Genomic DNA, 21,942 nt, shown 5'->3' on the forward strand with positions numbered 1-21,942 from the left:
CAGCAGCCGGAAGTAGTATTGGAAAATGAGACGAAAATAAGGGGGCTGATGCGCCCGCCTACGACAAATATAGAGGGTGCGCAGAAATCAGCAAGCGCCCAAAACGGTTCCCGGTAAAGCGCGTGGAAGCTCGGCCGCAGAGCTGTGCGGCGCGGGTTGGTACCTCTCGCGTGCGGAGGCGAGAATACTCCCCAATGGCTTTCACAATGTGTTTCAGCCCGCGCTGTAAGGCGCTCCGTGAACCGGCTGGGCTACGCGTCCGCTCGCTCTGCAGCTTTTGGGGGAAATAAGGCGGGAAAGTGAAACCGGAACGCTGGCTGCTGTACTGGGTTGAATGATAATTATGCAAGGATTATTTATTGCTTATACTGGAATGTATTGCGATATTTAGCTAAAATAGTCTTATACCGGCCGCGCGAGCGGGTAGTAGTAGTGCACATGCATCAGGATCAAACGCTCGAAGCTCTTGTCCAATCAGCCCTGGCCGGCCCGGTTCTGGGGGCGCTAGGTGCCGCTGTGCAGGCGGAGGGCCCGGCGCTTCAGCAAGCCGCCGCACAGCTGCTGAAGCTGGTCATTCCGGCCTTTGCGGGGCGTAGCCAGCAGCCGGGTGGGGCCGAGGCCCTTTGGAATTGGCTGGAGGGAGTTCCTACCCCCACCTGGCAGGTAGTGCTGTCGGCCGACGGAGCGGCCGGCTGGCGGGGGCGCGGTGTTACCCTCCTGGAAGCCTTGCTGGGCCCCAGCTACGCCAGCCGCACGGCCTTTATAAGCCAGAGGAGCGGCTTGCCCCAAGAGGCCATGCCCAGGCTGGTAGATGTGGTAGTGGTGGCTACGTTGGGGGTATTGCGCGAACAGGCCTCCGCCCGGCAACTAAACGCAGCAAGCCTCAGCCAGTGGCTGCAGAGCCAGCCGGGCGCCGTGCCGCAGCTGCCCCCTTCGCCCCGCGCCGCCTCGGCGCCGGACGCTGCTGCCCTGCCGCCCGGAGCAAGCCGCCCCAGCCTCCGCTCCGCGTGGCGGGTGATGCGGCGCCAGGCCGCCGCTCCGCAGAACTGGGTGCTGCTGCTGCTGCCGGCGGTGGCCCTGGGGTTTGGCATAGGACGGCTGAATTCCTCGCCGGCCGTTGCCTCCGGGCCGGCTGCCGCTGCCGTTGCGCCGGCCCCTGGCCTGCAGCCGGCGCTGCTCCCCACGCCCCGGGCCGGCGAAGCCCTGCCGGCCGCTCCCGCGAAGTACGTGGACTTGCCCGCCGCGGCGGCTCCGCCTCCGCCTGCTACGCCGGGCGCCTACGCCGTTGGGCCCCACCACTTTCTCGACTACCCTGCCGCCCCCGGCCAGCCCGTGCTGCTGCTGCTCGGCGACGGAACCAGCCAGCGCGTAACCACCCACTCCACGGAGTACCAGCTCTACCGTCTGCTGGCCGGCACCAGCCAAGCAGCCCAAGCCCTGGGGCCCGACTCGCGCTGGATTCCGGTGGACCGGGCCTATTTTCAGGCGGGTCAGGCCACCTTACCCGCGGCGGCGCGGCAGCAACTGCAGAGCCTGGCCAGCATTCTGCGGGCTTTCCCGCGGGCGCGCTTCCAGGTGAAGGGCTATAGCGACAGCCTCGACGGCTACCATGCCCCCCCGCGGCTGAGCGAGTCGCGGGCCTGGGCCGCCGTGCAAACTTTGCGGGAGTTTGGCATAGCCAACAACCGCCTGCAAGTGCGGGCCAGTGAGGTGCGGCCGGAGCTATCCTCGGCCACCGATGAGGCCGGTAACAGCTACCAGCCCTACCTGAGCCTGCAATTCGTGGGCAACCTACCGGCCGGCGTGCTGGCGCCCACGGGCTCTACCGGCGCCGGCAAGGCGGCCGCGGCCGGCGCAGCAGCCCAGGCCGCCCGCCTGCGCAAGGCCCGCCGCACAACGGCCACAACCCGCCTGCGCCACTTCCGCCCCCGAAAGCAGCGCCCTACCAAAGCCCGACTGTGGTTTCGGCGCCTGGGCCACCGGCTGCGGGGCCACCGCGCCGGCCGCTAACCTGGCCGGCCGCCGGAGCAAGCCCGGGCCAACACAAAAAACGGCCCCGATACTACATCGGGGCCGTTTTTTGTGTTGGCAGAGAAACGAAGGGTAACTCTGCTTCTCGGGATAATTCAGAAAAGCCAGGAGAGCCAGTCGCCGCGGCTTTCTACTGAATCACGATGCGCTGGGTGCTGGTTTTGTCGCCGGTAAAGCGCATCAGGTACACCCCGGGCTTCAGCTTGTCGCTGGGGATGCTGAGCAGGCTCTGCTTGCCTACGCTCACCCGCGAAAGAACCCGGCCCATCAGGTCCACCACTTCAATGCTTCTGATGTGGAGCTGGTTGGTGCCCAGCTTCACCGTGAGTTTGTCGTGAGCCGGATTGGGGTACACGTCAATGCCGATGCCGGCCAGACTGCTGGCGTTTGAGCTAACGGTGCAGTTAATGGCCGTTGACCCCAGGCCGCTGATGGAAGCCATGGAGGTAGCCAGCACCATTTTATCCAGCTGGGCTCCGCCGCCGGTGTTGTAGGCGATGGTGAGCGTGTGCGGACCCACGGGCAGTACCATGTCTTTCAGCTTGGTCCAGCTCCAGCCGCCGCCGGCATTCACTTCTTTCACGCTCACGTCATCAATATAGTACGTGTTGGCTACCTGGCCCATATCGAACAGGAAAGTAGTGGAAGCTATAGAAGCCGCGATGGTCCAGGAAACCTGCTTCCACTCCGTGTCAATGGTTTGGTCGGCCTGGTACTGGGCACCCGAGGGACCCGTGGACAGGCGGATGGAGCCCCCGGCAGTGGCGGCCTTCACCCAGTAGGAAATGGTGTACTGTTTGCCCACGGTGGTAGGGAAGGCGGCGCTGGTTACCTGCACCCGCCACTGGTTGCCGGGCTGGGCGGTGGGGTTCACTACTTTCATGGAGCCGGTGCCGCTGTGAGCCTCCGCGGCCACAGTATTGGCCGTGATGGTCGCGCCCGTCGTGTTCAGGGCCGTCCAGCCGGTCAGGCCGTTCTCGAAGCCGCCGTTGTTTACCAGCTGGCTGCCCACCGACTGAAACGCCTCGTTATCAACCTTCAGCCAGTAGCCGTACTCTTCGCCGGCCGGCACGTTCTGGCGGGCCACCAAATTGTAGGTGGCGGCGCTGTCGATGGTGAAGGGGATAGTCAGGTAGGAAATGGCACCGGTAGGGGCCGTGGTGGGGCTGGTCAGGCCGCTTTTCACCCGCACGTACTTACCGCCCGACGCATCAGCACTCGACATAACTTCCCAGTTCGAGCCCACCGTGGCGCATTCGGCTTCCAGCCAGAGGCGTTTGCCCAGGGGCTCGGCCGGCAGCACGGCGTTGCTGGTGCCCCACCACTTGTACCAGCGTTGATAGTCGAGGGCGGGGTAGGGGTGGGTGGTGATGTTGGTGTTGACGCTGGTGTTGCCCAGCAGAAACTTGTCCACGAAGGCCTCGATGGCCGGGCGCTGGGTGGCAGGAATGGCGCAGTGGCCATGGCCCCCGTCGATGTAGAACCCAAACCGGTCGCCGATACCGAAGGTCTTCCACACCTCGTGCGCCGCCCGGGCCGATACGTAAGCCGCCGGGTTGGCCAGCCACTCGAAATCGGTGTTGCCAGTTATCAGCAGGGCCCGGGGCGCAATCATGGCCATCAGCTCGTGGTGGTCGTGGGGCAGCTTGTTCACGTTGGTGTTTTCAAACTGCTTCATGTCGTTCTTAAACCAGCGGTAGTCCGTGGCGCCCAGCTTCTCTACCGCGCCCAGGGTTTCGGAAACGCGCCAGGCCGGCGCTCCGCCCCCGCCCGACTCCTGGGCAATGGTGAGGGCAATGCGCTCATCGAGCGCCCCGGAAAACAGGGCCATTTTGCCGGCGTAGGAGCAGCCCGTCACGCCAAGGTGCTTCAGGTCAACGGGCAGCTGGGCCTGTACCAGCTCCAGCCCGTCAATAATCCGGCTCACGCCCCAGGCCCAGGCGCTGTACTGGCCCGAGTTATCGAGGTTCTGCTCGGGGTAGAGCTTGTAGTAAGGGTCCGTAATGAGGGGGTTGCCGTAGGTGGTTACTTGGTTGTGGCTGAAGGTGATGCGGGCCACGTTGCGGCTGGTGAAAATATCGGCCGGCAGGCTGCCGTTGGCGCTGTTCATGCCGATAATGGCCGGGAACGGACCAGTGCCCGTGGGCAAGGCTACCTGCGAGGTCAGGACCAGGGTTTGCCCGTTTACCGTCACGTTCACGGTGAGCACGCCGGTACCGGCCGTGGTGCCGGCGGCGTAGCTGGCCGTAATGGTTTCGGGCTTGGCGGGCTTCCGGCCTATCTCGTAGTTCTCAATTTCGGCCTTGATTTCGTTGCGGCGGCACTCCCAGTCGCTGAAGGCAGTGGAGCGGCCCCGGCCATCGGACCACATAAACGGGTCGGGCAGGGGAGCAATGGCGGGTAGCTGCTCGAAGCTGGGCAGGGGCGGCGCGGTGCAGGTAGTGCCGGTGTTTTCAGCGGAATACACCAGCGGAATCTGCTGGGCGAAAGAGCTCAGGCCCAGCACGCTCAGCAGCAGGGTAGCAACGGCCGTTTTTGCATTGCGCGCCGGGGCGGCTTGTCTTGTAGAGGTATTACCAGAAGAGGAAGTCATTGTTTTCATGCGGTGGGAGTTTGGAAAGAAGGAGGGGGTAGGTCAGGCGCTTGTTGGCATAGGCAGCAGGAGATGAGGTGAAGCAGTAACTAGCAGCCGACAGACTCCGCCGAATGGCGAAGCGAAGCTGAGACAGATCGGTGGGGCAGGCCTTTCATCAAAAAAATCCAATCAGCTGAATGCCGGCCGCCGATAAGCCAACTAGGGCCCGTACAGGGCCCTGAGCGGCTTTTGGCGTGCTGGCTCCGGAAGATAGCAGGCCAGGCAAGGGGTAGAAATCCTTTGGCGGGAACCAGATAAAATGAAAAGACCGAAAACGTTACCGGAAACGTTTGTATATAAAAAGTTGATAAAATATTGTTATGGAAATATGAGTGATGACTTGCTCACCGTTGTAGCTGGTTTTTGGGCAGAAGGAAAGAGCCGAGGAAAATAATCCTATTTCCTGGAGTTTAGCGCCTGGCAAAGGGGTAGCCTTTCGGCTGCCGCCGCAGGAGCGCCCGCCAACCTTCGGCCCGGCGCCCGGAACCGAAACCACCACCCAGCGGGCTGAGCCGCCTGCCGCGGGGCAACCTATCTAAAAAAGCGCTGTTGCAAGTGGATATGAAAGAAGAAAACAAACTCAGCCGTCGTCAGATAATCAGCGGGTTAAGCGCCAGCCTGGCCGTAGCGGCTGTGAGCCCCATACTGCCGGCCGAGGCCAGCGCCGCCGTTGATGCGGCCCCCGAACCCCTCAAGGACCCCACCACCGCCTACCCCCGGCCCCCGTTCAAAAGCCAGACCCAGCCCTGGCCGGGGCTGGCTTCTAAAATGGAGCCCGTGCCCGACCACGGCGAGAAAACCTACAAAGGCTCGGGCCGCCTGAAGGGCCGCAAAGCCCTGATTACGGGCGGCGACTCCGGCATGGGCCGGGCCGCCGCCATTGCCTACGCCCGCGAGGGCGCCGATGTGGCCATCAACTACCTGCCCGCCGAGGAAGCCGACGCCAAGGAGGTAATAGCCCTGATTAAGGCCGCCGGCCAGAAAGGCGTGGCCATTCCCGGCGACCTGCGCGACGAGGCGTTCTGCAAGCGCATGGTGGAGGAAGCCGTGCGTCAGCTGGGCGGCCTGGACATTCTGGTGAATAACGCGGCGCGGCAGCAGCAGCGCCAGTCTATTCTGGACCTGACCAGCGAGGACTTCGACGCGACGATGAAAACCAACATCTACGCCCCCTTCTGGACTATTAAGGCGGCGCTGCCCCACCTCAAGCCCGGCTCGGCCATCATTGGCACTACCTCCGAGCAGGCCACCGACCCCTCCGAGGACCTCTACGACTACGCCCAGACCAAGGCGGCCACCACCAACTACGTCCGCTCCCTGGCCAAGCAGCTGGCCCCGAAGGGCATCCGGGTGAACGGCGTAGCTCCCGGCCCCATCTGGACGCCCCTGCAGGTAAGCGGCGGCGCTACCCAGGAAAAGCTCCAGAAGTTCGGTGGCGACACGCCCATGAAGCGGCCGGGGCAGCCCGTGGAGCTGGCTTCCATCTACGTGCAGCTCGCCGACCCACAGGCCAGCTACGCCACCGGGCAGGTGTACGGGGCCGCCGGCGGCAAGGGGATGCCGTAATGCTGCCAGAACACTTATTTTAACCCGAAACGCCCCGGCACTTACCGGGGCGTTTTTTCGTGGTGGGCGGCCAGCATCAGGGATGCCGAGGCCTGGCCTGGCAGCTGCGCTACCGAAAGCCTGCTACCCCGGTATGAACTCCTGAACCCCAGGAACGGGGCCGGCTCGCATCAACCGTGCGGTGCTACCCAGCCGGGCAACTCACGTAAGTAAGCCAGACAGAGCCTCACTTCTGGTCTGCTACCCCTTTGTAGTATGCTTATCACCCGTATCTGGCACGGCGTTACGGCCGCCCATCACGCCGATTCATATTTGCAGTACCTGCAGCAATCAGGCATTACCGACTATAAAAATACGCCCGGCAACCGGGGCGTGCAGGTGTTGCGGCGGGTAGAGGCGGAGGTCTGCCACTTCTGGACGGTAACGCGCTAGGACAGTTACGAGAGCATTAAACGCTTTGCCGGCGAGCAGTACGAGCAGGCCCGCTACTACCCCGAAGACGCGCAGTACTTGCTGGAGTTCGAGCCCACCGTGCTGCACTGCGAAACTTTCGAGTTTTAGGCTACGGCCGAGCCGCATCTGGCGCCAGCAGAGGCGCACCAAAGCGGCTGATTTAGATACCAGTGGGTTTGCCGTCGAGGCTGCGGGCGTTGCGGTTGTGCCAGTACTGTGCTACCTGCTCGGGGCCGCGCTTTTCCATGGAGTCGTTCAGCTCGTCGCGCTCGGCCCGGTAGTCGAAGAAGGGCACGGCCATGCCGCAGGAGGTTTGCACCAGATCCACCGTTACCATCACTATCTGCCGGGAGCCGGGTAGGGGCGGGAACAGCGGCAGCAACTCGGCCCACTCTGCGTCGCGGGGGTGGTACACGGTGGCGGTGCCATAGAGGCGCAGAATGTTGGGCTGGCCCTCGAAGGCGCACCACATCAGGGTAATGCGGTTTACCTCCAGCAGGTGGGCGGCGGTTTCGTTGCCGCTGCCGGTCAGGTTCAGCCAGGCCACGCGGTTGGCATCGAGCACGCGCAGGGTGTCTTGGCCCTTGGGCGAGATATTAACGCGCCCATCTGCGGCGGCCGTGCCCACGAAGAACAGGTGCTGCTGTTCGATAAAGGCCTCGATGTCGGCGCTGATGGCGGGGTATTGCTTGCCCATCTGGAAAAGGAGTTAGCTGGGTAGCAAGGTAGGGTCGTGTCAGGTCGATATCAAGCCTGCCACGGCACAAGAGTTCAGCAGATTATTGCGAAAGGCGTTGTTGGATATCCAATTACACTATAGCGGCCAAGGCCAGCAGTATGCCCCCGCTACCAGCGCCATAGCCTAGGATTTGATAAATACGCATATCGGAGGCAACAAATGTGGGAACGAGGAACTGCGCGGGCGAAGTAGCATCATACCGTACCAACAGTTTATCACCGACCCGGAAGTTGCGCCGCTCCCTACTATGCGGGTAACTGGCTGTTATCGTCTGCTTTTTGGTAGTCTGAAAGCGCAGGACTGGGTAAAATGTGCGGTGGTCGGTGGTAGGGTTTTCCTCCAAACGAATGATGGTTGCTGTGGTCTCCAAGCCGTGGTCGAGCAAGTGCTGTAGCCGTTGTTGCAAACGTCTAGCTTTAAGCAGAAATAGCCCTCCCAGCAGCAACAGCGCTAGCGCCACTTGAGCTTCCGTTGATATCACTATGAGGGCAGCCTGTTATGATTAATGTACTTAGGTTTAAAGCTGTACTGATAACTGCCAACTGGAGGACTTGGCTCGGCTAATGATTTCCGGCACTGAGGTCATGTAAGTTTCACCTGTAAGGTTGTTGCGTAGCGCCACCCGGTGGCGGGAACCTAGTGCGTCTGCAGCAGCTATTTCGCTTTCGGTTAGAGCAAAAAAGAATCCCGAAAAGTCAGGTTTGACACGTGCTTGATTGGCCGTTTTTATTTCAATGAATATCATGTGTGGAAGTAGCTCACGCACTTGGTCTACATTCATGAAATCTATGTTCTGGGCTTGCGGTAGCTCAATAGCATCAAAGCTGCTCGCTTTAATTTGAATACCAATTTCAAGGAGAGCTGCTAACAACACCTTTAATCCTTTGCCACGAGGCCTAGAAACCCAGTTACTCATATCATCCAGCGCACGAACTTCGCCAGCGGCACCTTGCTGATTTGCGAAGCGTGCTAGGTGCACACGCTTCGCTTTTATTACGTCGAGAGGATCCATGTTGAGTTACCAAACATCTTCAAAGGATAGACTGCGCTAGGATAGCGCATAGGCTTGCAAGTGCGTGGAGTCTAGGATGAAAACAGATGCTATATATTCATGTACATACCATAAGCAATTACTGCTAAAATTACGGCATATGGCCACCAATCCGCTATACCAAACGGCTCGGCCCCAATAATGAATTTTTTAGGGTCCGCCGGGTCATACAATAGCTCAACGGTTTGACCCACATGATAGGCTGCAGGATATTGCCCAGCATCGTATCGTGCTTCTATCCACCCTCGTTGAGAGGTTAGGAACCTCACCACTGGATAAAGGGCAACTGGCTCATCATCATTCTCATCTGTTACTAGCCTGACTATTATACCTGAAGCAAAAAAGCCATTCCTCTGAAACCACTGCTTTCTCTGGTAGATGTAGTACAAGATTGCTGCTGGTATTACCAGAATAAGTACGAAAAAGCCAGCGTAGCCTTTTGACATATTTAGAGTGGTTTATCTATTTATTTTTTAGCACTCCTCGAACGCCACATAACCTGTCGGCAATGCCTTCGGGCTTATCCAGCATTCGCAGTAACTGGCCGGCGCCGGAGTTGCGGAGGCTATCTAAGGGAAATATTTCCATACGGCGTATACCAAACCGCTAATACCGAAGGCAACAGTCATCCAGTCACCGAAGCTTAGTCCTTCTCCATCAATACTCATGCTGTTTGAGTCGGCCGGATCAAAACGCACTGTGACTTGGTCGCCTTCTTTATAGCGGTCCGCCGTGATGCCAAAGCTGGAGCGGACTGTTACCAGTTCCTGCTGAGCATTCTGGAAACGGACTACCGGATAGAAGGCCGGGGACTTGCCTGCTTCGTGCTCAATCCAAATTACTATGCCGGCCGCTGTTTTGCCGGTTCTTTGTAGTCGAAACTTTTGACGCACTCTGAACAGGGAAACCAGCGTGATAATCACACTAGGAACCGCTACAAGAATGAAACCTACGATATCAGTACTCTTCATGACATCTGTGGTGCTTATTCCCGTTTCAACGCCTCCCGAATCCCACTCAGGCCCCCGGCAATGCTTTCGAGCTTGTCGAGCATCTGCAGGAGCTGGCCGGCGCCGGAGTTGCGGAGGTTGTCGCGGAAGGTGGCTTTGATTTCCTGCCAGCGGGCTTCCTCGTTGGGGGTGAGCCAGCCCAGCAGCTCGCGCAGCTTGAGCAGGTTGGCTTCGGTGGCGCTGGTGAGAGTTTGGGCTTCGCTTTCGTAGTGGGCGGCCAGCAGGTCCGTGATTTCCTGGTCGTTCATTACGGGGCGCACTTTTTCGGCTAGCTTGTTCATGTTGCGGTAGGAACCCTGCAGCTTGAACGGCGGCTCGGTGCGGTAGGCGTCGGCCTGGGCGGCGCTGGCAATGTAGGCCGCATTTACCTTGGCCACTACGTCGCGCAGGCGCAGCAGCTTTTGCAGCACGGCCACGTACTCGTTCAGCTCCTCGGGCGAGTGGTTGCCTTCCAAGCTCAGGCCGTCCTGCTGCCCGGTTTCGGCGAGGCGGATGAGGGCGGGCACGTCCTGGGGGCTTTGTGTGGCGAGGCGACCCAGGGCGGCGTTGCTGGTGAGGGCGTTTTCGAGGTAGGAGAGGCGGAAGGCTTCCTCGGAGCCGGTGCTCAGGATGTCGCCGAGGTTGTAGATGTCGGCGCGGTTGGCCAGCATGTCGGGCAGCTGAAACACGTCGCCGCTTTCGGTGTAGGGGTTGCCGGCCATCACCACCGCCACCTTGCGGCCGCGGAAGTCGTAAGTGCGGGCGCGGCCCTCGTACACGCCCTCCATCTTGCGCTGGGCGTCGCAGAGGGAGATAAACTTCTGCAGAAACTCGGGGTTGCAGTGCTGGATGTCGTCCACGTAAATCATCACGTTGTCGCCCATCTCGAAGGCCAGATTCAGCTTCTCCAGCTCCTGCCGCGCCCCGGCGTTGGGGGCCTGGGCGGGGTCAACGCTGGTTACGGCGTGCCCGATGGCCGGCCCGTTGATCTTCATGAAGATGAGGCCTAGCCGGTTGGCCACGTACTCCATGAGGGTGGTTTTGCCGTAGCCGGGCGGCGAGATGAGCAGCAGCAGGCCCATGAGGTCGGTGCGCTTGCCCTCGCCCGCCGTCCCGATCTGCTTGGCCAGGTTGGCCCCAATCAGCGGCAGATATACTTTATCAATCAGCTGATTGCGCACAAAGGAGGTAAGCACCCGCGGGCGGAAATCTTCCAGGCGCAGGTCCTGGGCGGCCCGCACCAGCAGCTGCTTCTTCAGCTCCTGAAACTGCTCGAACTGCGGCACCAGCACCCGGTCATAGTGCAGAAGCCGGCGGCGGAAGTCGGGGAAGTTGAGCTGGTAGCTGCGGTTTTCGAGGATGCGCGGGTGGCTGCCCTGGAGGTTTGTGAGCGTTTCGAGGGTAGGGGTGTGCACGACGCGGGCGGGGTCGTAGGTTTGGGTGAGCAGGAGGACGGCGCATTCGAGTGCCTCACCCCCCGGCCCCCTCTCCTTCAGAGAGGGGCGGCCTGACGATTGGGGCTCCAGACTCTTTGGGTGAGGATGGACTATTGGAACAGTCGATTGTGCCGCCGTGGCTCCCCCTCTCTGAAGGAGAGGGGGCCGGGGGGTGAGGCAGCTATTTACCCACTGCCGTACTAGGTTAAACTGCGCTACCGGCTGGTCCTGGAGCTGGTCGATGGACTGCTGGAACAGCTCCGTGGCCTGGCGCTCCTGCAGCTGCTTCTGGAACTGCTGGTACAGCTCGGCGGCTTCGGCGGCAATGATGAATTTGTTGTTGGTTGTTAGTTGTTGGTTGCTGGTTAGTTCTGGCGTTAGAGAATTCTTAATTCCTAATTCTTCATTCTTAATTAGCGAAGCGAAGAGGTAGTCGCCGGCTTCCGCTACCTGGCTTGGGGTGAAGAGGCCGGTTTGCTGGGCGAAGGTTTCCACGGCGGCTTGCAGCTCGGCTTTCAGCTCGTAGAACTCCTGGGAATCGGGGAACACCTGCAGGAGCACGCCGATGCCCTGCAGCTGCCGCTCCCAGTGGGCGCGCTGGTCGGGGTCGGCAAAGCGCAGCCAGTAGAGGGCGGCGGCGGCGCGGGTGTCGGCGGGGTAGCGGAGCAGGTCGGCGGTGCGGGTGAGGCGCACCAGGGCCGTGAGCAGCAAGGCGGCGTCGTGGTCGTGCACGCCTTTGAGGTAGCCTTCCTGGTAGCGCGCGGCCATGAACTGCTGCACGTAGGCCAGTAGCTCGGCGGCGCTGAGGTGGCCTAGCTCCGTTACGGACAGCACGGCGGAGCGGCCCGCTTCCGCATCGGCGGGCGTAGGGTGCTGGGCCGCCTGCAGAATGCGCCAGGCCAGAAACTCGGCCCGATACACATCCTGGTTTTCCGACACAACGGTTTGTTCCCACACTGGCCTAGCGGCCAGCAGGGCGGGGTCGTTGATTTTCTGGAAGAAGTTGGTGCCGGTGAGGTGGTAGTGCAGGTCGCCGTCGCGCAGCACCACGGTCAGCTCTAGGGGCTGGGTGTTGACGGTGAAGGCGTGGGGGCCGAACTTGAGGGTCTGGCCGCCGTCGGCAAACAGGTCGGCCCGGTCGCGGAGCTGGCGCACGGCGTCTTCGCGCAGGGTTTTGAGGCGGCTCTGCACGTCGTCGGCCTTCACCGAGTCGCCGAGGCCTAGCAGTTCTTGGGCCGTCTGGCGCACCTTCTCCACCATCACGTCGGCGGCAAAGTAGCCGTTGATATCCGCCACCGATTCCAGGCGGGTGAGGCGGCTCTGCACCGCTTTCAGTAGCCGCTCCGCACTTTGCAGCAGAGCCGTGGCGCGCTGGTTGCGGGCGGCTACCAGGGCCGTTTTCTTCGACTCGAAAGCTTCTACTACCTGCTCGCGCCGGGTGGTAAGCTGCTCAATGAACTGGTCGAAGTCGGGAAACTTGCCTTCCAGCTCCTCCAGCTGCACCATGAGCTTGGTCAGGTACTCGTCGCACTTGGCGGGCGTGTCCGAGAGGTCGAGGTAGTTGGTGAGGGCCTGCTCCAGCAGCTTGAGCTGGGCGGTGAATTCAGCCTGGGCCTCGGTGCCGGCCAGGGCCTGCCGCCGCCGCTTCAGCGCCGCCCGAATCTGGTTGAAGCGGGCGTACACCGTCGAGATGTTGTCGATGATGGCCGTGGTCTGGGTGGGGTCGGGGATGGGCAGGTTGCTCACCACCTCAATCAGCAGCTCCAGCTCCTGGGCCACGGCGGTGGCTTCCTGCTCGCGCTGGTCGGCCTCCACAGTTTTCTGCACCTGTTCCACGCCGTCGGCAATAGCCTGCACGCGCTGGGAGTAAGGCGCCAGGGCATCGGGCTTGAGCAGGAAGTCCACGGTTTGGGTGGCCACTTCCTTGCTCAGCTCCTCTAGGCCAGTGGCGTGCTGTTCCACGGCTGGCAGCTCTACGTAGCGCAGTTCCTTGAGCGAAATTACCTCGCCCCGAACCCCACGCAGCTCACCCAGCAGCTGCACAAACTCCGTCACGGTATCGGGCGCCGAGCGACGGATACGACCCATCAGCTCGTCGGCCTTCTGGAAAACGGTTTGGGTTTGTTGGGCGGTGTTCTTGCGGATGCTCTGCACCTTCTCAAACTCCTCCACGGCGGCCGTAGCCGTCTGCCGGATTTCGCCCAGGGGCTCGGCCAGGGCCTGGGCCGCGGGCTCGCGCAGCCAGTGGTAGGCGTCGGTGAGGCTAGTCGTTTGGCGGATCAGGTCGAGGTAGAGGCCGGCGTAGGAGTCGTCCTTGCTGGTCAGCGTCAGGACCTCCTGCACCTCGCTCATGGCCCGCACAATTTCCTTGTTGCCCAGCTTGTAGAGGTAGGAATCGGAGGTGACGGGCAGCTCAAAATCTGGGGCCGTGTAGGGCGTCTGCCAGATCTGCACGGCGTGGTGCTTCTTGGGCTCGTCGTCGGCCCGGAAGTAGCACAGCTCCCCGTTCTCGAACAGGGCGTAGCCGTGGCACACAATGGGGTTATCGACGCGCTGGGCAATGCGGTTGTAGCTCAGCAGCAGGTAGGTGCCCTGGTCCTTGTTGTAGAACACGTACAGGAAGTCCTCCCCGTTCGGCGACACGACGCGCTTTTCAAACAGCATCTCCCGCAGGCCGTTGTCGAACAGCTTGTTGTCGCCAGTTTGCAGGTAGAAGCCGTGCGGGAAAATCAGTCCCTGCCCGTCGGGCAGCAGCACGCAGGCATCGGCCAGAGCATCGAGACGTTGCGCTGTTTTGAGCTTGTGGTTGAAGATGAAGTAGCGGTACTGCTGCTCCTGGTAGGGCCGGATCTTGAGCAGAATCAGGTTGCCGACCACCGCAAAGTAGATTTCGGAGTCGTCCAGGGTCTGGTCCTTGTTATCGACTGGCTCACTCAGAATGCCCTGCCCGGTGCTGGTGTTGTCCTCCACCTTGATGGTTAGGTCGCCCCCGATGGTTTCCACGAACACCTTGTCCTCGATGCTGATGTGGGGGTGCTTGCCGCCGCGCTGCATGTCGCGGGTGGCGCGCTTCCATTGGAACTCGTGTTGGGGCGGGAAGGTGTACTCGTGGTCGGAGCGGTTGTCGAGGTAGGTGAGCGTGTCGCCCTGCAGGAGCCACTTGAACGTCTTCACATCCGAGGCGCTCTTGCCCACCCGAAACACCATGAACAGGTGGGTGCCCAGCACCGCAAACTTCACGAACTGGGTATTCTTGTAGTAGCGGTACAGGTTGCGAAACTCCTCCAGAAACTGCGGATTCTGCAGCAGCCCCAGCCCCAGCGGCCGGAAATCGTGCTCCGCGTACTCATACACCCCAAACACGTCGGCCAAGTCCGGCTCCGCCTTCAGCCCCAGCACCACGTTATACCCGAAGATGAACCGTTGCCCCACCGGCACCATGTCCCAGGGTACACAGTTGTTTTCGGTGGTAATGCGGCCGGTGCCGATCAGGCGCGTATCCACCGCCCCAAATACCTGCTTGCGCTCGGTGTTCAGCTTGTCGAGGCGCTGGCGCAAGTCGGTGCTGCTCTTGAGCAGGCGGTTACGGAGGATTTCGTAGGTGCCGGTTTCGAGTTGTTCCATGGGGTAGGGGCCTAGCTCTAGTTGCCTCACCCCAACCCCTCTCCGAAAAGGAGGGGGGCTCTAGTTGTAGCTTTTAGAGGTAGTAATTAGGGCTAGAATCTAGTTGTAGATGATCAGAAGTTCGAGCGAGAATTGTATTTCCGGGTGCGTAGTATCTCGCCGGTGTGAGCGTTTAGAATAATTTTTCTGACGTTGGACGCAAAGTCAGTTTTGCGTTGACGCACAATGATGATCCACCGTAGCACGCCCAACTCGGAGGAATAGCTTAGTTCAGCTCGAATGTCCTCTGGCCGGTTGCTTTTGCGGAGTACCTTTTTGCGCCGTGCTACCTGAAGTGCTGCGCTTCTCGAAATCAAGTGGCCTCTTTCCGGATGTCGGCTTATTTCCGGTAGTGTAAGGTCATTAACAGGCTGGCCCCATTTATCTAGTCCCACTTGGGCAATAGCATCCTGAAAAGCAAAGCAGAGATAATAGCTGCACACATTCCACTTGATGTCGTTGGGCTGGCTTAACACGCTGTCTATGTCAACAGCTCGTCCTTCTAAAAACCTGATCTGGGAATAGGCGGCTTCGCCCAGACGGTCCTTCATATAGTAGGCCAGCTTATAGCGGACGTTGGCCGGCAGCTCACTCAGCGAGGTTATAACTTTTGAAGGCGAAATAAGAGGCCCACAGTGGATGGATGCAGTTAAGGTGCTATCCTCTGCTGATGCACGAGGGTGTTTCTGCGCACGGACAGTGTAGGAGCTTCCTATTAATATCAGCAGTACAAACCAAAACCGATATGCCATAAAAAATAGAGCTAGTTCCCCCTCTCCTTTTTCGGAGAGGGGGCTAGGGGGTGAGGCGCCCCTTAGCGCCGTAAGCGCTTACTTCAGCTCCAGCATCCGCGCTGGCTTATCCCCGATGCCCAGCGCCGTGGCGGTACCGGCCAGCTGGGTGATGGTGGCCCGGGTGGCGTCGTCGCCGGCTTGGTTCATCATCTTCAAGAGCAGGGCCGAGACGCTGAGGTTCTTCATATCTTCACTGCTCAGGCCGAACTGGTCCACGAAGCGGCGGAGGTTGGTTTTGAAGTCGCCGCCGCCGTCGAGGGGGAAGAAGGCGTCTTTCACGGTGCCCAGCACTTCGGAGTTCTGCACGGCACGGTCAATCATCTTGCCTTTGGTGATGGAGCCGATGATCTGGTCGAAGAACATCGTTTCGCCACCCACAATGTCGATTTTGGCGGCTTTGAGGGCCTCGCCGATAACGTCGGCCTGGGAGGCGGCAATGTCTTTCTGGATGCTGATCTGGGCCAGCTCCACCGACTTCTCCTTGTCGAGGCGCAGTTTGAACTCCTCGTGGTCTTTGCCTACCCCGTCGAGCTTTTTCATGGCGTCGGCCTTGGCTTCGATGCCTTTGGCTTCGACGGCGAATTTCTGCTCCGATACGGCGGCTTCGGCCAGGCCTTTCTTCTGGTCGGCGTCGGCTTTGGCCTGAATGATGTCGGCGTCGGCAAGGCCTTTTTCGCGGTTTATTTTGGCGGCTACCAGACCCAGCTTCTCGTCGGCTTCGGCTTGGGCGCCGGCTTTGGCTTGAATGGCCTGGGCTTCGGCCGTAGCGGTGAGCTGGAGCACGGTGGCCTCGGTTTCGCCTTCCTTCTGACGGGCAGTGGCTTTGGCCTGCATCACTTGGGCTTCGGCTAGGCCTACGGCGGCGGCTTTGCTGGCTTCGGCTTCGGCCAGGGTCCGGATGGCCTGAGCTTTAAACTCGGCGGCAGCTTTTTCAGCTTCCGCATCAATCAGGGCCTGCTTGGCGCGGAACTCGGCGGCCTGCTTCTCCATGTCGGCGTTGCCTACCAGGGCCACCGTAGCGGCTTCGGCCTGCTGCTTGGCAGCGGTCAGGGCTACCAGCTTTTCGCGGTCGGCCTGGGCCTGGGCGCGGGTGTCCTTGATTTTCTCTTCTTCCTGCACCGTGGCCTTCTCCACCGTAATTCGCTCCCGAATGATGGTCTGGATGTTCTTTTTCTCTTCTTCCAGGGCCTTTTCCTTTTCAATCTGGGCCAGGGCTACAATCCGCTCCCGCTCGTTGGCTTCCAAGGCCTGGGCCTGAGCCACGCGCTCGGTCTCCACGGCGTCGGTGCGCTGCTTGTTGCGCTCGGCCACCAGCACCTGCCGGTCGCGGTTCTGCTCGGCAATGCGTACTTCCTCTTCAGTCGTAATGCGGGCGCGCTCTGATTTCAGGCGCTCTTCCTGCTGAATCTTCTCGGTTTCAGCCAGCTCGCGGGCCCGGATGCTGGCAATTTCCCGCTTCTGCTTTTCCTGGTTTTCGGTGAGCTGCTTGTCGAGCTGCAGAATGGTTTCCTGGGCCTCTACGTCCTGCTTCTTGATGGTTTTTTGCTGCTCGCGCTGAATCAGGTTAGCCTGAATCTTCTGCTCCGAGGTCAGGGCAATAATCTTCTTGATGCCCTCGGCATCCAGAATATTATCCTGATTCAGGGACGTGAGCGGGGTTTGCTCCAGGTAGTCGATGGCGCAGTCGTCGAGCACGTAGCCGTTGAGGTCGGTGCCGATGATGGTCAGAATCTGCTGCTTGAACTGCTCGCGGGAGTTGTAGAGCTCAATGAAATCGAAGTGCTTACCCACGGTTTTGAGGGCTTCCGAGAACTTCGCATCGAAGAGATTTTCGAGGGCGGCGGGGTCGGAGGCGCGGTGGGCGCCGATGCTCTGGGCCACGTTGATGACGTCCTGCTCGGTTTTATTGACCCGCACGAAGAAGTTCACCTTCACGTCGGCCCGCAGGTTGTCTTTGCACACCAGCCCCTCGGAGCCGGCCCGGGATATGACAATGGTTTTGAGCTTGATGTCCATCACCTCCAGCTTGTGCAGGACGGGCACCACCAGAATGCCGCTGAATGATACCTTGGTGTCGCCCAGGCCGGTGCGCACCAGGGCTTCGCCCTGCACCGCTTTCTGGTACATGCGGGCCACCAGGGCCAGAAAACCCAATACGAGGAGGGCGACGATGACAATCACCGCCAGGGAAAGTTGTTCCAGCATGGAAATAGGGGGTAGGAGTAGGAAATAGACTCAGGAAAGAAAGAGCACCCACGGCGGGGCGCCGGTTAACAAAAGGCAAAGGCAGGGAGCCTACCGGGTTTCGGGCCCGGGCGGGGGGTAGGGAATAGTGGATGATGGGGGCCGCAGATCGGGCCGGTTGCCGCTCAGGGAAACAGCCACTCGGCCAGCCAGGCAAACAGGTCGGCCAGCAGCCCGTCGAGCAGCAGGCTGCCCAGCCAGTGCCAAAACGCTTTGAGGGTACCCAGCAAATCAATCATGACGAATAGCAGGATTAAGCCGGTGCAGCGCGGCCAGAAACCCGGCCTGATCGGCCGGCCAGAGCCGCACGAAGTCATACTTGCCGTAGCGAATTTCCAGTCGCTTGAGCGACGGGGCCGGGGAGCTGAGCGGGTTGTGGGTAAGGCGGTTAATCTGGGGCACGGGCACCCGCCAGGTCAGCGGGCCGCACGCAATAGCTAGTTCTGCTTCCGTAATGATGTAGCGGGTTGGTAGCAGTAAGGATGCAATAAAGGCCAGCGGCAGGGCCAGCAGGAGAACCGTCGCCCACTGCCCGTGCCGGCGCGCATCGTCTCCTATGCTCAGCAGTAGCAGCAGGAGAGGAGCGAGCAGCCACCAGCTGGTTTCTGATTTAAATATCTGATTCATAGTAGAAGCGCAAGTAACCGAAAAAGCCGACGATTACCAGCGGCCGGCTGATTTCTGCGGGGTGGCTCAGCCCACCTCGTAGGCCTCAATGAGGTAGCAGCGCCCCGGCTCGTCGTAGTCGATAACCAGGGCCGAGTCGCCTTTCTGCAGCTCAGGAGCGGCAGAGGCCAGGCGCACATTGAGCACTAGCGGAGCGCCGTGCCGCACCGGCACGCTGGCCTGGCCCAGCCGCTCCCGGCCCGTGGGCAGCAGCACGGTGCACACCTTGCCCACGGGCCGCAGGCCCGCGTCGTGGTTGTGCTCCAGGCGGGCAAACACGTGCACGAAAGGCATAGTAAGTACTTTAGCCAGCAACAGACTCCCCAGCAGCAGCGGTATCAGCAGGGCCAGCCCCAGCCAAAAGGAAGTGTTGCCGAGGTAATAGTTAGCCAGGATGCTGCCCACCCACAGCGGCAGCACCACCAGGCTCGTCAGCACCATCAGGGGCACCTGGTCCAGGTTGAAAAACGCCAGCACCTGATTTAGCCACATGACGCCGCCCGTGTCGGTGGCGGGCGGGCCGTGGTGGCCCGCGTCGAAATCGTGGTTTGTATCCAGATCTACGGCTTTAAAGTCAAGCACGCCCACAATCACCGTAACCCAGTACAGCAGCACGAACACCAGCAGCGCCGTAGGCAGCAGGTTGGGCGGAGAAGCAGCGGCGCGCAGCAATTCAGTCATCGGGAAAAAGCGAAAGCTAAATCGAGGATAGGAAAATTAGTAGCGAGGCTGTAACTGACGAGTAGCTGGTGGCGGCCGGAGCTCGGTGTTTTTCGCGTTCAGCTTACTCAGGTAGGTAATGTAGGCTATCAGACTCAACAAGAAGCCACGTACCGCGAACCAGCGGCCACCAGTATGGGTAGAAAGATGGGCAGCTTGCAGCCCCATGCCCCCAGCTACAAGCAGTACCGACAGAATTCTCAGGGCATTGTCTCGCGTAGTCCTAGAACGCGAGGCACTATCTGAATAAAAGACAGGTGCGAACAGCTTATTCCAGCCCCAACTTAGCCTTCAGGGCCTGCAAATCGGTGGCGGCCTGGGCGCTGCCGCTCTGCCCCAGGGCCTGGTTTATTTCCTGATCCAGCGACTTGCCCTGCTGCGCCAGCTGCCCGTACGATTCGGCCAAGGCCTCCTCGGTGGCTACTTTCTCCTTCATGCGCTCCAGCAGGGCCACGGTTCCCGACGAATCAAGCTGGGTAAGCTGCTGGTTGATGGTTTTGGTGGCCGTGCTCACCGTTACGCGGGCCCGCAGGGTACGCAACTCGTTGTCCCACTGGGTAATGGTTTGCTTGAGCTGCTGCACGTTGTGGTCGAGCTGCTGGGCCGAGGCCTCAAACTTCGCCTGGTCCTGGCTGGCGCGGGCAGCCTGGGCTTCGTGCTGGGTTTTCTGACGCAGGGCTTCGGTAGCCAGGCGGTCGGCTTCGGCGGCTTCCAGCTCCTGGCGGCTGGCCTTCTGCAGCAGCAGCACAGCCTTATTTTCGTAGTCGAGGGCACGGGCGCGCTCCGTCTCGCCGTCGTTGCGGCTGCGGATGGCCAGGGCTTTCACCTCAGCCAGGGCGTGCAGGGCCTGGTCCAGGTCCTGGCGCAGGTCGCGCAGGGCCTGCTCGGTCATCTTGATGGGGTCTTCGAGCTGATTGACGGCGGAGTGGGCTTCGGCCTGCCCTAGCTTGAAGAGGCGGTTGAAAAGGTTCATAGGGGTAGGGATTAAGGACTTGGGGGGCCTGGGGACTCAGGGACTTGGTTGGTTGATGCGCCGACACGACGAAAGCCTATTTGCACATCAACCAAATCGCTACGCCCCCACCTCCCCACGTCCCGGTTTAGAAAACGCAATCAGTTCGTCGCTGAACTCGCTCAGCAGCAGGGCCAAGGAGTTGAGCACGGCTTCCAGTTCGGGCCGGTCGAGGTGTTCCAGCTGCAGCGTATCGCGGAAGATAACCTTGCGGCCCGATTCATCCAGCACGAAAGCGCCGTGAATAATGTCGCGGTTTTTCTGCAGCAGCGCCTGGTACACCTCGCAGCTGGGGGCGGGCAGCTCCAGCAGGTACTGCTCCAGAATCAGGAGCGGGTCGCCGCAGCTCAGCACCAGGTTTTCGATGCCCAGCTCCGGCTTGCTGACCACCAGCAGGCAGCTGCTCTCCTGCTGATGGCGCAGCTCGAACCCCAGCTCCAGCATATAGGTCCGGACAAGATGATAGTAGCGGTTGGTCATAGTAGCAGGAGTAGGAAGGGTAGGAACAGACACCGCAGAAACTCGGATGGCTCAAAAAAATAGCAGGTTTCGAAGCCAGAGTGCGAGGGTTTGTAGTAGCTTTACGGTGCAATCATACGCAAAGTTTAAGATGTGCTCAAACTTTGAGCGAATAATTTTTTTGACTGCATGTCGTACGTAGGTAAAAATATCCGCAAGATCAGAACAGTTAAAAAGCTGAGCCAAGCGAATTTCGCAGAGTTATTTGGCCTGGCACGGCCCAGTGTGGGCGCGTACGAGGAGGGAAGGTCGGAGCCGAAAATGGAAACTTTGATTCAGATTGCTCAACATTTTGGCCTCTCTGTTGACTTGCTACTGACCAAAGAACTCACCGTAAATGACCTCTATGGTTTTGAGCAATACCAGCAGACGTTGCTTGCGGACCCGGCCGCGGCGGCGCCATCGGCCGCCGACCGGGACCAGCGCCTGACGCCTTACGTGCCCGCCGCCCAGCTGCTGGAATACATTGTGCGCCACCACAACGCGGCCTATATCGACGCGCTACCGGCCCTGACGTTTCCGCACCAGCTGGGGCCAACTACCCGGGCCTTCGAGTTGCATGGGGCCGATATGCAGCCCACGCTGCGCCACCAGGATGTGCTGCTAACCTGCGCCGTGGACAAGGCAACCCTGCGCCTGAAGGCCGGGCGGGTGTACGCGCTGGTGCTGCAGAACCGGCTGCTGGTACGCCGCCTGCAGGAGCACCGCCCCAACAACGTTCTGCGCCTGCGCGCCGATAACCCCGATTACCCGGTGCAGGATATACCCTTTGTGGAGGTACTGGAGGTATGGGAAGTGCAGGGTGTGTTTAGTACCCACCTGCGCCCACCGGCCCTGGTAGAGGAGCGCGTGACGCGGCTGGAGCGGCAGGTAGAGGAGCTGCTGGCCCGGCTGGGGTAGCTGCGCGCAGGCTCTAACGCTGGCGTTCGGCGGCGTCGAGCAGCGGGCCGGCGGCCCATTCCGCTTCTAGTTCGGCCTCAGTCACCGGGTTGTACTGGCCCACCAGCCAGTCGAGAGCGGGCGGCAGGTGAGGGAAGAACTGAATGTCGTAGTGCATAAAATGGCGCCCCAGGCGAATCAGGCTTTCCACCACCAGCTGGTTGTACACGTCACGGGCGGGCAACACCAGGCCCACCTGCTGCAGGGCCGGCACCGACACGCGCGGAATCCACTGGGTTGTCAGCCACATCTGGTCCTCAATACTGATAGAAGGCAACTCGTGCAGGTCAATAATAAAATCCCGGACGTCGCCCTGTTCCAGCAGGTAGGCCACCGAGTTCAGGCTGGCCTGAAAGCGCGCCATGCTATGGGTGCCCGCCCGCCACTGAATTCGAAGGAAAGCTACTTCCGGTGAATACTGAGCAATAAAATCGAACAGAGATAAAATCATAGAGGGCAGCAGGTATACCGAGGCCGGGGAGCCA

At 60.6% G+C, this 21,942-nt stretch carries 18 protein-coding genes; 4 read left to right on the forward strand and 14 right to left on the reverse strand.

Annotation, left to right across the window (positions count from 1 at the left end):
- Positions 1 to 438 precede the first annotated feature (438 nt).
- Positions 439 to 2,010, forward strand: coding sequence for an OmpA family protein (locus GGU46_RS18615; protein WP_183405074.1), 1,572 nt, complete (start codon positions 439 to 441; stop codon positions 2,008 to 2,010).
- Positions 2,011 to 2,161: 151 nt separating this feature from the next.
- On the opposite strand, the gene GGU46_RS18620 is transcribed toward GGU46_RS18615, so the two are convergent.
- Positions 2,162 to 4,633 carry a glucuronyl esterase domain-containing protein gene (locus GGU46_RS18620; protein ID WP_183405075.1) on the reverse strand — a complete coding sequence of 824 codons (2,472 nt, stop codon included), beginning with the start codon at positions 4,631 to 4,633 and terminating at the stop codon, positions 2,162 to 2,164.
- Positions 4,634 to 5,227: 594 nt separating this feature from the next.
- On the opposite strand from GGU46_RS18620, the gene GGU46_RS18625 reads away from it, so the two are divergent.
- Positions 5,228 to 6,232 carry an SDR family oxidoreductase gene (locus GGU46_RS18625; protein ID WP_183405076.1) on the forward strand — a complete coding sequence of 335 codons (1,005 nt, stop codon included), beginning with the start codon at positions 5,228 to 5,230 and terminating at the stop codon, positions 6,230 to 6,232.
- A gap of 255 nt (positions 6,233 to 6,487) precedes the next feature.
- The gene (locus GGU46_RS21920) at positions 6,488 to 6,664 is read left to right on the forward strand and encodes a hypothetical protein (RefSeq protein ID WP_215906393.1); all 177 of its coding nucleotides are present in this window, start codon (positions 6,488 to 6,490) and stop codon (positions 6,662 to 6,664) included.
- Between the two features lie 181 nt (positions 6,665 to 6,845).
- Here the strand turns inward: GGU46_RS21920 and GGU46_RS18635 are convergent, their stop codons facing one another.
- From GGU46_RS18635 to GGU46_RS18690, 12 genes are all read right to left on the reverse strand, one after another.
- Entirely contained in the window at positions 6,846 to 7,382 is a 537-nt protein-coding gene (locus tag GGU46_RS18635) for a pyridoxamine 5'-phosphate oxidase family protein (protein ID WP_183405077.1), read from the reverse strand.
- Positions 7,383 to 7,494: 112 nt separating this feature from the next.
- Positions 7,495 to 7,905: a DUF3592 domain-containing protein gene (locus tag GGU46_RS22630; protein ID WP_183405078.1), complete on the reverse strand. Its 411-nt coding sequence runs from the start codon at positions 7,903 to 7,905 to the stop codon at positions 7,495 to 7,497.
- 36 nt (positions 7,906 to 7,941) lie between these two features.
- Positions 7,942 to 8,436 carry a hypothetical protein gene (locus tag GGU46_RS18645; RefSeq protein WP_183405079.1) on the reverse strand — a complete coding sequence of 165 codons (495 nt, stop codon included), beginning with the start codon at positions 8,434 to 8,436 and terminating at the stop codon, positions 7,942 to 7,944.
- 89 nt (positions 8,437 to 8,525) lie between these two features.
- Positions 8,526 to 8,921, reverse strand: a complete 396-nt coding sequence (locus tag GGU46_RS18650; RefSeq protein ID WP_183405080.1) for a DUF3592 domain-containing protein — start codon at positions 8,919 to 8,921, stop codon at positions 8,526 to 8,528.
- Between the two features lie 123 nt (positions 8,922 to 9,044).
- A complete protein-coding gene (locus GGU46_RS18655; protein WP_183405081.1) occupies positions 9,045 to 9,446 on the reverse strand; it encodes a DUF3592 domain-containing protein in 402 nt (133 codons plus the stop codon).
- 14 nt (positions 9,447 to 9,460) lie between these two features.
- Entirely contained in the window at positions 9,461 to 14,524 is a 5,064-nt protein-coding gene (locus tag GGU46_RS18660; RefSeq protein WP_183405082.1) for a DNA repair ATPase, read from the reverse strand.
- A gap of 113 nt (positions 14,525 to 14,637) precedes the next feature.
- Positions 14,638 to 15,114 (reverse strand): hypothetical protein, encoded by a 477-nt coding sequence (locus tag GGU46_RS18665; RefSeq protein WP_183405083.1) that lies wholly within the window; start codon positions 15,112 to 15,114, stop codon positions 14,638 to 14,640.
- A 279-nt stretch (positions 15,115 to 15,393) separates the two neighbouring features.
- Positions 15,394 to 17,562: a flotillin family protein gene (locus tag GGU46_RS18670; protein ID WP_246399099.1), complete on the reverse strand. Its 2,169-nt coding sequence runs from the start codon at positions 17,560 to 17,562 to the stop codon at positions 15,394 to 15,396.
- A 270-nt stretch (positions 17,563 to 17,832) separates the two neighbouring features.
- Positions 17,833 to 18,228, reverse strand: coding sequence for a PH domain-containing protein (locus GGU46_RS18675; RefSeq protein WP_183405084.1), 396 nt, complete (start codon positions 18,226 to 18,228; stop codon positions 17,833 to 17,835).
- A gap of 66 nt (positions 18,229 to 18,294) precedes the next feature.
- Positions 18,295 to 18,948: a hypothetical protein gene (locus tag GGU46_RS18680; protein WP_183405085.1), complete on the reverse strand. Its 654-nt coding sequence runs from the start codon at positions 18,946 to 18,948 to the stop codon at positions 18,295 to 18,297.
- Positions 18,949 to 19,255: 307 nt separating this feature from the next.
- Positions 19,256 to 19,960, reverse strand: a complete 705-nt coding sequence (locus tag GGU46_RS18685) for a PspA/IM30 family protein (RefSeq protein WP_183405086.1) — start codon at positions 19,958 to 19,960, stop codon at positions 19,256 to 19,258.
- Between the two features lie 99 nt (positions 19,961 to 20,059).
- Positions 20,060 to 20,479 (reverse strand): CesT family type III secretion system chaperone, encoded by a 420-nt coding sequence (locus GGU46_RS18690; RefSeq protein WP_183405087.1) that lies wholly within the window; start codon positions 20,477 to 20,479, stop codon positions 20,060 to 20,062.
- 168 nt (positions 20,480 to 20,647) lie between these two features.
- Here GGU46_RS18690 and GGU46_RS18695 point away from each other — a divergent pair, with 168 nt between their 5' ends.
- Entirely contained in the window at positions 20,648 to 21,418 is a 771-nt protein-coding gene (locus tag GGU46_RS18695; RefSeq protein WP_183405088.1) for an XRE family transcriptional regulator, read from the forward strand.
- A gap of 13 nt (positions 21,419 to 21,431) precedes the next feature.
- Here the strand turns inward: GGU46_RS18695 and GGU46_RS18700 are convergent, their stop codons facing one another.
- Entirely contained in the window at positions 21,432 to 21,908 is a 477-nt protein-coding gene (locus tag GGU46_RS18700) for a hypothetical protein (RefSeq protein ID WP_183405089.1), read from the reverse strand.
- Positions 21,909 to 21,942 lie beyond the last annotated feature (34 nt).

This window comes from Hymenobacter latericoloratus, assembly GCF_014199535.1.
Taxonomy (GTDB): Bacteria; Bacteroidota; Bacteroidia; order Cytophagales; family Hymenobacteraceae; genus Hymenobacter; species Hymenobacter latericoloratus.

Bases quoted from the DNA above. Each gene is read 5' to 3' on its own strand.
- GGU46_RS18675 (WP_183405084.1), bottom strand. From the start codon at position 18,228: ATGAATCAGATATTTAAATCAGAAACCAGCTGGTGGCTGCTCGCTCCT.
- GGU46_RS18635 (WP_183405077.1), bottom strand. From the start codon at position 7,382: ATGGGCAAGCAATACCCCGCCATCAGCGCCGACATCGAGGCCTTTATC.
- GGU46_RS18650 (WP_183405080.1), bottom strand. From the start codon at position 8,921: ATGTCAAAAGGCTACGCTGGCTTTTTCGTACTTATTCTGGTAATACCA.
- GGU46_RS21920 (WP_215906393.1), top strand. From the start codon at position 6,488: ATGCTTATCACCCGTATCTGGCACGGCGTTACGGCCGCCCATCACGCC.
- GGU46_RS18625 (WP_183405076.1), top strand. From the start codon at position 5,228: ATGAAAGAAGAAAACAAACTCAGCCGTCGTCAGATAATCAGCGGGTTA.
- GGU46_RS18655 (WP_183405081.1), bottom strand. From the start codon at position 9,446: ATGAAGAGTACTGATATCGTAGGTTTCATTCTTGTAGCGGTTCCTAGT.
- GGU46_RS18690 (WP_183405087.1), bottom strand. From the start codon at position 20,479: ATGACCAACCGCTACTATCATCTTGTCCGGACCTATATGCTGGAGCTG.
- GGU46_RS18645 (WP_183405079.1), bottom strand. From the start codon at position 8,436: ATGGATCCTCTCGACGTAATAAAAGCGAAGCGTGTGCACCTAGCACGC.
- GGU46_RS18680 (WP_183405085.1), bottom strand. From the start codon at position 18,948: ATGACTGAATTGCTGCGCGCCGCTGCTTCTCCGCCCAACCTGCTGCCT.
- GGU46_RS18695 (WP_183405088.1), top strand. From the start codon at position 20,648: ATGTCGTACGTAGGTAAAAATATCCGCAAGATCAGAACAGTTAAAAAG.
- GGU46_RS18615 (WP_183405074.1), top strand. From the start codon at position 439: ATGCATCAGGATCAAACGCTCGAAGCTCTTGTCCAATCAGCCCTGGCC.
- GGU46_RS18685 (WP_183405086.1), bottom strand. From the start codon at position 19,960: ATGAACCTTTTCAACCGCCTCTTCAAGCTAGGGCAGGCCGAAGCCCAC.
- GGU46_RS18700 (WP_183405089.1), bottom strand. From the start codon at position 21,908: ATGATTTTATCTCTGTTCGATTTTATTGCTCAGTATTCACCGGAAGTA.
- GGU46_RS18620 (WP_183405075.1), bottom strand. From the start codon at position 4,633: ATGAAAACAATGACTTCCTCTTCTGGTAATACCTCTACAAGACAAGCC.
- GGU46_RS18670 (WP_246399099.1), bottom strand. From the start codon at position 17,562: ATGCTGGAACAACTTTCCCTGGCGGTGATTGTCATCGTCGCCCTCCTC.
- GGU46_RS18660 (WP_183405082.1), bottom strand. From the start codon at position 14,524: ATGGAACAACTCGAAACCGGCACCTACGAAATCCTCCGTAACCGCCTG.
- GGU46_RS18665 (WP_183405083.1), bottom strand. From the start codon at position 15,114: ATGAAGGACCGTCTGGGCGAAGCCGCCTATTCCCAGATCAGGTTTTTA.